The sequence below is a fragment of the Pseudoalteromonas sp. J2K-J599 genome (genome assembly GCF_059295115.2).
The window spans coordinates 3,199,439-3,213,749 of the sequence record NZ_CM200271.1 but is presented as its reverse complement, the minus strand read 5'-3'; the positions used below and the strand labels follow the sequence as shown (position 1 = coordinate 3,213,749).

The 14,311-nt window shown below is 39.7% G+C and carries 13 protein-coding genes; 12 read left to right on the top strand and 1 reads right to left on the bottom strand.

Going from position 1 to position 14,311, the window contains the following annotated elements; translation table 11 throughout:
* Positions 1-14 precede the first annotated feature (14 nt).
* From AC5NT5_RS14480 to AC5NT5_RS14440, 9 genes are all read left to right on the top strand, one after another.
* Complete coding sequence (locus tag AC5NT5_RS14480; RefSeq protein ID WP_002961958.1) at positions 15-473, top strand: DUF1249 domain-containing protein; 459 nt, start codon at positions 15-17, stop codon at positions 471-473.
* Positions 460-1,245, top strand: a complete 786-nt coding sequence (locus tag AC5NT5_RS14475) for a metallophosphoesterase (RefSeq protein WP_341601942.1) — start codon at positions 460-462, stop codon at positions 1,243-1,245. Before AC5NT5_RS14480 ends, AC5NT5_RS14475 begins: the two co-directional genes overlap by 14 nt.
* Entirely contained in the window at positions 1,230-1,790 is a 561-nt protein-coding gene (locus tag AC5NT5_RS14470) for a YqiA/YcfP family alpha/beta fold hydrolase (RefSeq protein ID WP_165743893.1), read from the top strand. The genes AC5NT5_RS14475 and AC5NT5_RS14470 overlap by 16 nt, the downstream gene beginning before the upstream one ends.
* A 107-nt stretch (positions 1,791-1,897) precedes the next feature.
* Positions 1,898-3,787, top strand: a complete 1,890-nt coding sequence (gene parE / locus AC5NT5_RS14465) for a DNA topoisomerase IV subunit B (RefSeq protein ID WP_494513904.1) — start codon at positions 1,898-1,900, stop codon at positions 3,785-3,787.
* A gap of 29 nt (positions 3,788-3,816) precedes the next feature.
* Positions 3,817-4,911: a PQQ-dependent sugar dehydrogenase gene (locus tag AC5NT5_RS14460; RefSeq protein ID WP_024605067.1), complete on the top strand. Its 1,095-nt coding sequence runs from the start codon at positions 3,817-3,819 to the stop codon at positions 4,909-4,911.
* A 10-nt stretch (positions 4,912-4,921) separates the two neighbouring features.
* Positions 4,922-7,216: a DNA topoisomerase IV subunit A gene (gene parC, locus AC5NT5_RS14455; RefSeq protein ID WP_002961963.1), complete on the top strand. Its 2,295-nt coding sequence runs from the start codon at positions 4,922-4,924 to the stop codon at positions 7,214-7,216.
* Positions 7,217-7,378: 162 nt separating this feature from the next.
* Positions 7,379-8,092 (top strand): 1-acylglycerol-3-phosphate O-acyltransferase, encoded by a 714-nt coding sequence (locus AC5NT5_RS14450; RefSeq protein ID WP_002961966.1) that lies wholly within the window; start codon positions 7,379-7,381, stop codon positions 8,090-8,092.
* Positions 8,092-8,427 carry a ribonuclease E inhibitor RraB gene (gene rraB, locus AC5NT5_RS14445; RefSeq protein ID WP_002961968.1) on the top strand — a complete coding sequence of 112 codons (336 nt, stop codon included), beginning with the start codon at positions 8,092-8,094 and terminating at the stop codon, positions 8,425-8,427. Before AC5NT5_RS14450 ends, rraB begins: the two co-directional genes overlap by 1 nt.
* 610 nt (positions 8,428-9,037) lie before the next feature.
* Positions 9,038-10,210 (top strand): polysaccharide lyase family 7 protein, encoded by a 1,173-nt coding sequence (locus AC5NT5_RS14440; protein ID WP_197098721.1) that lies wholly within the window; start codon positions 9,038-9,040, stop codon positions 10,208-10,210.
* A gap of 57 nt (positions 10,211-10,267) precedes the next feature.
* Here AC5NT5_RS14440 and AC5NT5_RS14435 read toward each other — a convergent pair whose 3' ends face one another.
* Positions 10,268-11,239, bottom strand: coding sequence for a zinc transporter ZntB (locus AC5NT5_RS14435; protein ID WP_188161420.1), 972 nt, complete (start codon positions 11,237-11,239; stop codon positions 10,268-10,270).
* A gap of 285 nt (positions 11,240-11,524) precedes the next feature.
* On the opposite strand from AC5NT5_RS14435, the gene AC5NT5_RS14430 reads away from it, so the two are divergent.
* From AC5NT5_RS14430 to AC5NT5_RS14420, 3 genes are read left to right on the top strand one after another with little or no spacing between them, the layout of a single operon-like run.
* Positions 11,525-11,959, top strand: coding sequence for an ATP-dependent zinc protease family protein (locus AC5NT5_RS14430; RefSeq protein WP_007585784.1), 435 nt, complete (start codon positions 11,525-11,527; stop codon positions 11,957-11,959).
* Between the two features lie 2 nt (positions 11,960-11,961).
* A complete protein-coding gene (gene rimK / locus AC5NT5_RS14425) occupies positions 11,962-12,867 on the top strand; it encodes a 30S ribosomal protein S6--L-glutamate ligase (protein ID WP_002961977.1) in 906 nt (301 codons plus the stop codon).
* Positions 12,854-13,912: a succinylglutamate desuccinylase/aspartoacylase family protein gene (locus AC5NT5_RS14420; protein ID WP_165743897.1), complete on the top strand. Its 1,059-nt coding sequence runs from the start codon at positions 12,854-12,856 to the stop codon at positions 13,910-13,912. Before rimK ends, AC5NT5_RS14420 begins: the two co-directional genes overlap by 14 nt.
* Positions 13,913-14,311: the final 399 nt, after the last annotated feature.

Below are 14,311 nucleotides of genomic sequence, written 5' to 3'. Positions count from 1 at the left end.
ATTATGGCGGAACTTTGACAGCACAATTAGCAACAAATCGATATATTCAAAGCCTCCCAAAGTATTTAACACTTTGTGAGCATAACTATGTGCGACTATTAAAGTTGTTACCGAGCGAGCGCAATATAGGAAGCATTCGTGAAGTAAAACTTGGCAACAGTGAATTTGCTACAAAAATTGATGGCAGCGCAAAATACACTATGGATATTTCAATTAAGCAGCTAACAGGAATGGTTAAAGGGATAGCGCCGCTGTATTTAACGGCTCGCTTGTATCACGATGCGAAAGTAGCTGAAATTATTCATCACGATTATCATCAACGCATAAAACCATCGTACGGATACCCCAACCCTAAAATGCATCAAAAAGATGAAAAGTATCAACTTAATGCTTTTTTATACGACTGGTTAGTGGCCTGTGTAGAGCACGGGCAAGCAACATTAAATTGGGATGTAAATAATGGCTTGGTTTGATGATGCATATACATTTGATAAATCATCTTTGTGCATTGCGCATATTACCGACAGCCATTTATTTGCAGATAAAAATGGTGAATATTTTAATGTAAATACTGCAGCCCATTTTGAACAAGCTTTGGCACACATCGCTGAGCAGCCTGTAGATTGCGTAATTTTTGGTGGTGATTTAACACAAGACCATAGTTTCGAATCGTACTTATTATTTAGTGAACTTGTAAATGCTAGTGACATCACTTGCCCTGTATTTTGGGTGCCAGGTAATCATGATGAACTAGCAATGCTTAGCCGAATAAGTGGCGGGCAAATAAATTCGGCTAAACATATTATTGCTAACGGGGTTGAGCTACTTCTTATTAATTCTAAAGGGCCTACACCCGCAGGATGGGTTACTGGCGCGCATTTAGATGAAATAACTGATGCTTTAGTCAACTCGAATAATAGTAAAGTTATCTTTTGTCATCATAATCCACTGCCAATAAATGGCTATCTTGATAAGCACTTATTAGAAAATGGTCCACAGCTTTTAAATATTTTAGTTAATAGTAATAATGTATCTGCGCTTTTTCATGGTCATGTACACAACGATTATGAACAAAATTTTAGAGGCTTGCCTATATATGCAAGTCCTGCCAGTTCAGTCCAGTTTGTAAAATACACTCCAAAGTGGGAGCAAAAAAATGCAGGGCCTGCTTACAGAATGCTAAATATAAAGAGTACAAAAGATAAAGTTGAAGTAAAAACGGAAGTGGTATGGCTAAGCGCGTAATTTATATTCACGGCTTTAATAGTTCACAAAAATCATATAAAGCTGTGCGCTTTGGTGAGCTTATGGCAAACTATGACGTTGATTATTGTGTGCCGAACTTAAACCACGAGCCCCTACAAGCTATAATTGAGCTTGAACAATTGCTAACGCCAGATACCGTTTTATTAGGTAGCTCGTTAGGTGGTTTTTTTGCCACGTATTTATCGCAGCGTTATCAAATTCCTGCAGTGGTTATTAATCCCGCGGTCGCACCCTATAATTTATTACAGTCGTTACTTGGGCCTAATTATAATCCGTATCAAGATTATCATTACGATTTAAATAACAGTCATATTGAGGCGCTGAAATTACTCACTGTAGATAAATTAGCACATCCTGAGTTACTGTATTTATTACAGCAAACAGGCGATGAAGTGTTGAACTTTCAACACGCAGTAAAATATTATTCGCAATGCAAGCAATTGATAGAGTTTGGTGGCGATCATAGCTACGTTAAATTTGAACGCACCTTTGCAAGTATTGTAGATTTTCTTAAAATCACGTAAAACTAGTTAGCCTGAACTGAGGTTAGTTACTATATTAACGCTTTAGCGCATATAACAATAAAACTAGTAAACGTATTAGAGCCTTAGCGGATATAAAGACAAAAACTATGAGTGATCAAAATTATAACGCCGAAGCCATTGAAGTACTTAATGGATTAGATCCGGTAAAACGACGCCCAGGGATGTACACCGATACCGTACGCCCAAACCATTTAGGCCAAGAGGTTATCGATAACAGTGTCGATGAAGCTATGGCGGGTCATGCCACTCGTATCGACGTAATACTCCACGAAGATAACTCGCTCGAAGTGAGCGATGACGGACGTGGTATGCCTATTGATATTCACCCAGAGGAAGGTATCCCAGGGGTTGAACTAATCTTCACTAAGTTACACGCCGGTGGTAAGTTTTCTAATAAAAACTACCAATTTTCGGGTGGTTTACACGGTGTAGGTATTTCTGTAGTAAATGCGTTATCTACCCGTGTAGAAGTAACGGTAAAGCGCGACGCTCAACAATTTAGAATGGCCTTTGAAAACGGCGACAAGGTAGAAGACTTGAGCGTAATTGGTACTGTTGGTAAGCGCAATACAGGTACCACCGTTCGTTTTTGGGCTGACGTTAGCTATTTTGATTCTCCAAACTACTCAATTACCAAGCTTAATCATTTATTAAAAGCCAAAGCGGTTTTATGCCCAGGACTGCGTATTAAGTTTGTTAATAAGCAAACGAAAGAAACCAAAGAATGGTTTTACGAAACTGGCTTAAAAGACTACCTAATTGAAGCCGTTAAAGGGTTTGAAACATTACCGCAAGACCCATTTGTAGGTGAATTTAAAAGCTCAATTGAAGGCGCTGATTGGGCTGTTGTATGGCTACCTGAAGGTGGCGAATCAATAGCGGAAAGCTACGTAAACTTAATTCCTACCGCGCAAGGTGGTACACATGTAAATGGTCTGCGCCAAGGCTTGCTTGAAGCAATGCGAGAGTTTTGTGAGTTTAGAAATTTACTACCTCGTGGCGTAAAGCTAACACCAGATGATATTTGGGAGCGTTGTAGTTACGTATTGTCGGTTAAAATGCAAGACCCACAATTTGCAGGGCAAACCAAAGAAAAACTTTCATCGCGCTCATGTGCCGCATTTGTATCGGGAGTTGTAAAAGATTCGTTTAGTTTATGGCTAAATGAACATACCGATACCGCAGAATTATTAGCTGAACTATGCATTTCAAACGCGCAAAGCCGGTTGCGCGCAGCTAAAAAAGTCGTACGTAAACGAGTTACTGCAGGTCCTGCATTACCAGGTAAATTGACCGATTGTAGTGCTGCCGATAATGACCGAACCGAGCTGTTCTTAGTGGAAGGTGATTCTGCTGGTGGTTCTGCTAAACAAGCGCGAGACCGTGAATTTCAGGCAATTATGCCGCTACGTGGTAAAATTTTAAATACTTGGGAAGTAGAGTCGGGGCAAATACTAGCATCACAAGAAGTACACGATATTTCAGTGGCATTGGGTATTGACCCAGAATCAACAGATATGTCGGGACTGCGTTACAATAAGATTTGTATACTGGCCGATGCTGACTCGGATGGACTACACATCGCAACATTGTTATGTGCACTGTTTGTTCGTCATTTTCCAGAGTTAGTAAAAACAGGGCATGTGTATGTTGCAATGCCGCCATTATTTAGAATAGATATTGGCAAAGAAGTTTATTACGCCCTAGATGAAGAAGAGAAAACCGCTATTTTGGCGCGCATAGAAGCCGAGAAAAAACGCGGAAAAGTAAACGTACAACGATTCAAAGGTCTGGGTGAAATGAATCCGTTACAGCTTCGTGAAACCACGATGGATCCTAATACGCGACGCTTAGTGCAGCTTACGCTTGATGAAGAAGTAGAAACCATGGAAATGATGGATATGCTACTTGCTAAAAAACGATCGCCTGATCGTCGTCAATGGTTAGAAGATCATGGCAATAAGGCGCTCGTTTAATTGCTTGTGCCTAACACTAGGAGAGAAAAATGAAAAAATTACTAGGAAGTTTGCTGTTACTTGGGCTGACTAGCGCTCCTGCAATGGCTAAAAATATACTCGATAAGCTCACCGTAGCACCGGGATTTGAAATTAGCTTATTTGCAAATGATGTAGAAAATGCACGTCAAATAGCCGTTTCAAAAAAAGGTATTGTATATGTTGGCTCTCGTAAAGCGGGCAACGTATATGCGCTTATTGATCACAATAGCGACGGCGTAGCAGATAAAAAAATTGTTGTGGCTAAAGGCTTAAACATGCCCTCTGGCATTGCAATTAAAGATGGCGATTTATATGTAGGCGAAGTGCATCGTATTATTCGCTTTAAAAATATTGATACCCAATTAAAAGATCCAAAGTTTGATGTGGTCTATAACAAACTACCGAGTGAGCGTCATCATGGTTGGAAATTTTTACGTTTTGCACCAACGGGAGAATTAATCATTCCGGTGGGTGTACCGTGTAATATTTGTGCTGAGGATGAACGTTTTGGTCGTATTTTTGCCCTTAATGTAGAAACAAAACAAATAAAAACAATAGCTAAAGGCGTTAGAAACACAGTGGGTTTTGATTTTCATCCTGCTACTCAAGCTTTATGGTTTAGTGATAACGGTCGCGACATGATGGGCGATGATATTCCGCCTGATGAGTTAAACCGTGCAACGCAAGAAGGTGAGCATTTTGGTTTTCCGTATGTTCATGCCGGCGCAATTATTGACCCTGAGTTTGGGGAAGGTAAAAACATTGCCGATTACACATCGCCAGCACTTGCACTTCCAGCGCACGTAGCGCCACTAGGTATTCATTTTTATAACGGTAAGCAATTTCCAGCAAGTTATAAGCAACAATTATTTGTTGCTGAACATGGCTCATGGAACCGTTCTAAAAAGTCAGGCTATAAAGTAGGCCTTGCAACAATCGAAGTAGGTCGCGTAACTAAATATACGCCATTTATTACTGGCTTTATGAAAGACGAAACAACATTTGGACGCCCTGTTGCATTTGCAGAATTAGGTGACGGCAGTCTGTTAGTAAGCGATGATTACGCCAATGTAATCTACCGTGTAAGCTATAAGAAAAACTAGGTAAGCTTTAATGAGTGATACAGATACCTTGCTAATGCAAGGAATTGAGCAACAAACAATGGGGCGTTTTACCGAAGACGCCTATTTAAATTATTCCATGTACGTAATCATGGATCGTGCCCTACCGCATGTAGGTGATGGCTTAAAACCAGTGCAGCGTCGTATTATTTATGCGATGAGCGAATTGGGCTTGTCGGCTAACGCTAAGTACAAAAAATCAGCCCGTACAGTGGGTGACGTACTCGGTAAGTACCATCCACACGGCGACAGTGCCTGTTACGAAGCGATGGTATTAATGGCGCAGCCATTTTCTTATCGCTACCCTTTGGTAGATGGACAAGGAAACTGGGGTGCGGCAGATGACCCTAAATCGTTTGCAGCAATGCGTTATACTGAAGCGCGTTTATCTAAGTTTTCAGAAGTACTGCTCAAAGAGCTTGGCCAAGGCACTGTTGATTGGACACCAAACTTTGATGGCACCATGGATGAACCTGTAGTATTGCCTTCACGTTTACCGCATATTTTACTCAATGGTATAACGGGTATCGCCGTAGGTATGGCAACAGATATTCCGCCACATAACGTACGTGAAGTGGCTAGCGCATGTTGTTTATTACTTGATAAACCAAAAACAGAGCTTGAAGAATTACTTGAGCTTGTACATGCACCAGATTACCCAACAGATGCTGAAATAATTACCCCAAAAGCCGATATTCATAAAATATATAAAACCGGTCGTGGGTCTATCAAAATGCGTGCGGTTTACACCGAAGAGCATGGCGATATTGTTATTACAGCGCTGCCGCATCAATGTTCAGGTGGTAAAGTACTTGAGCAAATTGCAGCGCAAATGAACGCTAAAAAATTACCTATGATTGCTGATTTACGTGACGAGTCAGATCACGAAAATCCAACGCGTATTGTAATTATTCCGCGCTCAAACCGCATTAAAGCTGAGCCATTAATGGCGCACTTATTTGCTACCACCGATCTTGAAAAAAATTACCGCGTAAACTTAAACATGCTAGGCCTAGATGGTCGCCCGCAAGTTAAAGACTTGCGCTGTATTTTAAGTGAGTGGCTAACATTTAGACGCGAAACAGTGCGTCGTCGTTTGCAGTATCGTTTAGATAAAGTATTAGCACGTTTGCATATTTTAGAAGGTTTATTAGCCGCCTTTTTAAATATCGATGAAGTGATTGAAATCATCCGCAGCGAAGACAAACCAAAGCCTGTATTAATGGAGCGCTTTGATTTAACTGATACGCAAGCAGAAGCTATTTTAGAATTAAAACTTCGTCATTTAGCAAAACTTGAAGAGTTTAAAATTCGCGGTGAGCAAGATGAACTAGCCAAAGAGCGTGATAAATTAGCGCAAATTTTGGGCTCAGAACGTCGTATGTCGACACTGCTTAAAAAAGAAATTCAAGAAGCCGCTGAAATGTACGGTGACGATCGTCGCTCGCCAGTGATTGAGCGCTCAGAAGCGAAAGCACTTAACGAAAAAGATTTAATTCCATCAGAGTCAGTCACTGTTGTGCTATCTGATAAAGGCTGGGCACGCGTTGGTAAAGGCCATGATTTAGATGTACAAGGCTTAAATTACCGTTCAGGTGATGGCTTTAGAGCCTCGGCTCGGGGTAAGAGCAATCAACCTGCTGTATTTTTAGATTCAGCAGGGCGGGCATTTGCAACCGATGCGCACAGTCTGCCTTCGGCGCGTAGCCAAGGTGAACCAATGACAGGTCGTTTTAACTTAACACCAGGTGCTAATTTTGAGCACGTGGTAATGAGTGAAGACGAGCAAGTATTGCTTATGGCGTCAGATGCAGGTTACGGCTTTATTACTGACTTTAAAGACTTAGTGAGTAAAAATAAAAATGGTAAAGCGCTGGTAAGTGTCCCTAAGGGTGGAATATTACTTTCTCCTATTAGGGTGAACGATGTTGCTAGTGATTACTGTATGGCTATTTCTAACGAAGGTCGCATGCTTTTATTCCCGCTACGTGACTTACCAAAACTTAGCAAAGGTAAAGGGAATAAGATTATTTCTATTCCTGGAGCTAAAGTACAAGCCCGTGAAGAGTTTGTAAAAGTGCTTGCTGTTGTGCCACAAGGAAGCAGTGTTACGCTTCATGCTGGTAAGCGTAAACTAACGCTTAAACCATCTGATTTAGAGCATTATCATGGTGAGAGAGGGCGTAGGGGTAATAAACTACCGCGCGGCTTACAGCGTGTTGACGAAGCCGTTGTTGAGCTAACCCCACAAGATGATGAACCAATAGAAGCCATTAACGAAGAGTAACCAATTGCTTTTTTGTATAAATAAAAACGGTCTGCATTTGCAGGCCGTTTTTGTTTTAAAGTAAAGAGCTTGCATATTTCAGCGTACACTTGTGCGCTATTGACTCGTCTGTGTCACAAAATAACGCTATAATAATCATAATTGATCTTTGGAGAAACTCATTTGCTAGCTGTTATACGCGTTTTTATTATGCTGATGTTTATATTATTCAGTTGTATTTTTGGTTTATTACTTTCGATTGTAAGACCATTTCATCCCAATAATGTACATATTATAGCGGGCTGGTTTGGCTCAATGGCTAAAATGATTGGCGTTAAATTAGTTTTAATACGTCATAAAGATGCAATTGATGCAGGCCCTGCTGTTTATGTTGCTAATCATCAAAATAGCTACGACTTATTTACAGTGCCTGCAATGGTGCCTAAAAACTGCGTAAGTTTGGGGAAAAAGAGCTTAAAGTGGATCCCATTTTTCGGTCAGCTTTATTGGTTGTCGGGTAATATATTAATAGACAGATCGAATCGCTCCAAAGCAGCGGGAACTATCTCCAAAGCAGCCGAAAAAATTAAAAATAATGGCTTATCTGTATGGATGTTTCCAGAAGGCACACGAAGCTATGGAAGAGGGTTGCTACCGTTCAAAACAGGTGCTTTTCACACCGCAATGAGCGCAGATGTACCCATAATTCCGGTATGTATGAATACAACACATAAAACCATTAAGCTAAATCGTTGGGATAATGGTACAATTTACATCGAAATGTTAGCGCCTATACCGCTTGATAAAGAAATTAGCGCGCGTGAGCATGCTAAAAGCGTGCATAGCATTATGGCTGCTAAAATAACTGAATTAGATGCTCAAGTGAGAGAAAAATAATGGAAAACTGGCGTGAAATAAGTGAAGACATCGTAAGTTCACTACTAGAAGATGGATCAGATCCTGAAATACTTTATGAAGTAGAACACCATTTTGTGTGTGAAGACTTCCCTAAACTAGAGCAAGCTGCATTGGCTGCTTTTAAATTAGGCTACGATGTTGAAGAGCCAGCAGAGCTTGAGCTTGAAGATGGCAGTAAAATTTGGAGCTTTGACATTGTAGTTGAAGCTGAGCTAGACGTAGACGTTATTATGGAAGACGTTGATAAGCTAGCGCAACTAGCCGTTGAGTGCGATGTTGAATACGACGGTTGGGGCACTTACTTTCAAGAGTAATTAATTACCCAGCATTAGAAAAATAGTAAAGGCGAGCATTTAACAATGCTCGCCTTTTTTTAGTTTTACTCCCTGTTTAAGCTTTAAATACACTCATTAGCCTCTATATAAATCAAAAATGTACATTACCAATTTAAATCTGGTTGTTACCAATTTTAAATTAGTCTTTAATTTATCTCTATTTTTATTTTTTATTCATACTAAATTAATATTGTCCATAATTATTGGTAAGCAGTGTTATTTATTTTTTAGTACTTATGTCTGAAATTAAAATTTATTTTTAAAAATTAATTCGTTACTTAATAAAATCTAATATGTTGATTAAATTGAAAATTAAATTTGTTTTTAAGTGGTAATAAAGATGTAAGTAATACTTATTTGCTGTACCACACTGTGTTGACATATTGGTAACAATAAGCATAACCTTTATCCCGCCTTCGGGCATACTTTTTGGTAATGTTAATTGGTAGGTTTTATTTGCCATTTAAATTACCATTGCTATTCATACACAATTAAAAACCTGTATAGCGGTAAGATCTAAGTGTTAGTGAATTTCACTAACCTAAGTAGTTAGGTTGTTTTTATGTTCAGGTTTAAAGGAATAAAGATAATGATTAACCACGAGAAATTGTTTATTTGCACTGCAATTACTGCAACCTCAGCGTTATCTCACGCTGCAACTATTAATAACCCTGGCTTTGAAAGCGGTTTTAGTAGTTGGAACGAAACTGAGCCAGCGGCTATTTCATCTGATGCATATAGCGGATCTAAATCGTTAAAAATTCAGGGAAGTCCTGCACGTGTTTATCAATTAGTAAATATTCAGCCAAACACTGAATATACGTTAAGTGCTTATGTACTTGGTAAAGGGCAGATTGGGGTTAACGACTTAAACGGTTTATTTAAAAACAAAACCTTTGATGTATCGTCTTGGACTAAGGTAACTAAAACGTTTACTTCAGCGAATACCAATTCACTGCAAGTATTTGCTAAGCATTACAATAGCTCAAGTGATGTACGCTTTGATAATTTTACATTAGTTGAGGGCAGTAATAATGGTGGTGGCACTGATGATGGTGCAGGATCTGGAGACGGTACAACGATTCCAAGCAGCATTACAAGTGGTAGTGTTTTTGATTTAGAAGGGGATAGCCCTAACCCGTTAGTTAACGATAGTACGTTAGTGTTTGTACCTTTGGAGGCACAGCATATTACGCCTAACGGGAATGGCTGGCGTCATGAGTACAAGGTAAAAGAAAGCTTGCGTGTTGCCATGACACAGTCTTACGAAGTATTTGAAGCAACTGTAAAAGTTGAAATGTCTGATGGCGGTAAAACAATTATTTCACAGCACCACGCCAGCGATACTGGGACTATTTCTAAAGTGTATGTTTCAGATACTGATGAATCAGGTTTTAACGACAGCGTAGCGGGTAATGGCATTTTTGATGTCTATGTTCGTTTGCGTAATACCAGTGGCAATGAAGAAAAATTTGCGCTAGGTACTATTACAAGCGGTGAGTCATTTAACTTGCGAGTGGTAAATAATTACGGCGATGTAGATGTAAGTGCACTAGGTAATTCGTTTGGTATTCCTGTAGAAGATGATTCTGAATCTTACTTTAAGTTTGGTAACTATTTACAGTCTCAAGATCCAAATACTCTAGATAAATGCGGTGAAGCAGGTAACTCTAATTCATTCAAAAATTGCTTTGAAGATTTAGGTATTACTCAATCAAAAGTAACAATGACTAATGTTACTTATACCCGTCAAACAAACTAAGTAGTCACTTAATTATGGCCACTCAATTGAGTGGCCATAATAAATATGCGTTTTAATTTACAGCCATTTTTTATTTTTAAAATACACACCAATACTGCCAGTGAGCACAATTAAAAATATGACAAAAGCACTAAACGCATAAGGGCTCTCTGTACCAGGAATGCCTCCTACGTTTACACCTAAAAGCCCCGTTAAAAAGCCCAGTGGTAAAAAAAGTGCTGCCACTACAGACATAACATACATTCGCTGGTTTAACTGCTCAGAAACTTGGTTAGTGATTGTTTGCTGAATAATTTGCGCACGCTCAATCGAACTATCTAGCTCTTCAAGATAACGAATTAATAAGTTGGTGGTTTCATTAAGTTTTGCTTTATCGTCATCTAATAACCATAGGTAGTGGTTATTTACCATTGAGCTAAGGGCTTCTTTTTGCGGTTTTAAATAACGTTTTAAGGCAATAGTTTGGCGTCGCAATTGTGATAAGCCTTGGTTGTCAAACTTTTTACTTGGTTCATCTATTTCTTCTTCAAACTCGTCGAGTGTTTCATCTAGTGAGTCAATAACGCTTTGCATACGTGAGGTTAATTTTTGTGTAATAGAGCACACTAATTCAGAAATGTTGCATGGGCCTTTATTTTCATTTAAACAGGCGAGCGTATCTTGCACCGATAATAAACGGCGCTTACGGGTAGTAATAAGAATGTCTTCGCTAATAAATAAACGAATTGAAACCATGTCTTCAGGGCTTTGTGCTGGATTTAAATTTACACCACGTAAAAATAACATGTGCCCGTTAGTTGTAGCCGTAATACGTGGGCGTGTTTCATCAGCAATTAAAGACTCTAGTTCGTAATCGTTTAAATGAGGCTGTGCCTTGAGCCATTCAACTGCCTCACTTTGGCTATAATCCATGTGCACCCAAAGTTTACCTTGGCTTGGTTGCCAGCTATTTAGCTCATTAGTGCTTCCAATAGGACGAGCGCCGCCTTGTCCATCAAGTACAAGTGCATGTAGTAAACCATTAATCATAATTATTTCTCATAATAGTGTATTTTTAATACCGTTAACTATAGTGTATCTACTTAAGTATTTTAAACTTACCTTTATTTTTAATAAGTTAAGCTTAAATAGCAAAATATATGCAGAGCCTTTGGGCTGAGTAAAGTGGCATAAAGTACTATTCAGCAAGGCGTGCATTGTGTGACCAGTTGTTTAAAAAGATCAATTTAATTTACTAATCGACTAGATAAATTTATTTCGTTGGTGTTTTTTTACCTGTAGCGTATAAGTCACTTTTTTATTAAGGGCACATTTATGACAGCAAAGATCACAGTTGGTTGGCGTGAGTGGTTAAGTTTACCTGGGCTTGGTATTAACGAGATAAAAGCAAAAATTGATACTGGCGCTCGCACTTCATGTATTCATGCAATTAACATTGAAGAATACGAAGTTGACTCAGAAAAATGGGTTAAATTTACGGCCCAGCCACTGCAAGATGATGAGCAAACGCAAGTCACTTGCAATGCAAAAGTTAAAAAAATGAAGTACGTAACCAGCTCAAGTGGGCAAAAAGAGCTACGCTACTTTATAGAAACTACATTACATGCAGGCGAGCATAGCTGGCCTATCGAGCTTACTTTAACAAGCCGTGCAACAATGAAGTTTAGAATGTTATTAGGGCGTACAGCCATGGAAAATCGTATAGTCGTTGACCCGGCTTTATCTCAACTATTAGGTCGTAAGGTTTAACTATGAAAATCGGTATTTTATCTCGCAACAGAAAATTATATTCAACACGTCGCTTAATTGAGGCAGCAGAAGCACGCGGCCACGAAGTTAAAGTGATTGATGCATTGCGTTGTTATATGAATATCAACTCTGAGCAACCAGAAATTCACTATCGCGGTGAAAACTTAAAAGAATTTGACGCAATTGTCCCGCGTATTGGTGCATCGGTTACATTTTATGGCTGTTCGGTACTTCGTCAGTTTGAAATGATGGGTGTTTATCCTGTAAACGAATCAGTCGCTATTTCTCGTTCGCGCGATAAATTACGTTCACTTCAGTTACTTTCGCGCAAAGGCGTTGGTATGCCAGTAACAGGTTTTGCCAGCAAACCCGATGACGTAAAAGACTTACTAGAAATGGTAGGCGGTGCACCTGTTGTAATTAAATTACTTGAAGGCACACAAGGCATTGGTGTTGTACTTGCTGAAACACGCAAAGCAGCTGAAAGTGTTATTGAAGCATTTATGGGCTTAAAAGCTAATATTATGGTTCAGGAATACATTAAAGAAGCGGGTGGTGCCGATATACGTTGTTTCGTATTAGGCGATAAAGTAATAGCAGCAATGAAGCGCCAAGCACAAGAAGGTGAGTTCCGCTCTAACCTTCACCGTGGTGGTAGCGCTACATTAGTTCGCATTACTCCAGAGGAACGTAAAACGGCAGTAGCAGCGGCTAAATCAATGGGCTTAAATGTAGCGGGAGTTGATTTACTTCGCTCATCTCGTGGACCACTTGTGATGGAAGTTAACTCATCACCGGGTTTAGAGGGCATTGAAATAGCAACAGGTAAAGATATTGCAGGTATGGTGATTGATTTCATCGAAAAAAATGCCTCAAGTAAAGGAACAGCAACACGTGGCAAAGGTTAAAATTAACCGTCCTTTTTTCTTATTAGGAGAAAATGTAGGCGTAGGCGAGCGTAAAACGCTTGCCTTAGAAGCAGCTAAGCTTTACACCCATTCACCACTTAATATTCCTATTGAAGTGGTTAATGGTGTAATGGAAGGCCCTGTGCTTATGGTGTGTGCGGCTATTCATGGTGATGAGCTAAATGGTGTAGAAGTTGTGCGTCAGTTACTTGCTAAAATAGATCCAAGCCAACTGCGCGGAACAATAATCGCTGTGCCTATTGTGAATGTGTTTGGCTTTATTCACAAATCGCGTTATTTACCAGATAGACGCGATATGAATCGCAGTTTCCCAGGTTCTGAACGTGGTTCATTAGCTGGGCGTATGGCTTATATGTTTTTTAATCAAGTGGCAGTACATTGTACTCACATTATTGATTTGCATACTGGCGCTATTCATCGTACTAATTTACCGCAAATTCGCGCTAATTTAGAAGATGAAGCAACCGCTGAAATGGCTAAAGCATTTGGTACGCCGGCGGTTATAGATGCATCATTGCGTAATGGCTCATTACGAAGTGAAGCTGCAAACCTAGGTATCCCGGTTATAACCTATGAAGCTGGTGAAGCACTGCGTTTTGATCCAATCGCAATTGCGGCCGGTGTACAGGGTGTTGATTATGTTATGCGTCATTTAAAAATGATCCGTGGTAAGCGTCCTAAAAAGTTACCAGATCCTATTATTGCAGGTTCAACTAGTTGGATACGTGCCGAAGTTGATGGCATTGTGCGTGCACAAGTATCACTAGGTGAGCATGTGACTAAAGGGCAAGTACTTGCTTATATTAGTAGCCCATTAGGCGACTCTGAGCTTGAACTTTTAGCACCTAAGGGTGGGATTGTTATTGGTCAGCAAACTATGCCATTAGTAAATGAAGGTGACGCGGTTTTCCACCTTGCTTACTTTGCAAATGACAATAGTTTAGTAGAGCAGCAACTAGAGAACTTTATTGATGAAATAAATGATTTAGATGACGAGCTTAAAACAGCTGAACTAAATAACTAATAGCTAGGGGTGTTTAACTTTGCGGATTGAAATTTGTTCAATCTAGGGGCGATTAAATCGCGGCGCGAGGTTTGTAACCTAGTGGGCTCGATAACTGCTCCTGCGTTATTCTAATGGCTTACATCCATGTAAGAATAAGTAAAAACCGAGTCACAAAGAGTTTATCGCCCCTAGGCAGAACCCGAAGGGCAGCGCATGTTTGGCATTTATGCTGCGTTATCGCCTATTTATGGGGAGTAACCACACTTCATAGGTTCTGCCTTGCCTAAAAACCAAACATACTGCTGCAAATTCAACCATCAAAGGTCAACACGCCCTAGTCTTAATTTTCGCTAGTTAAGCATTAAAAAGCCGCAGTAGGTATTTTGACTACTGCGGCTTTTTTGTGAATATGATTTT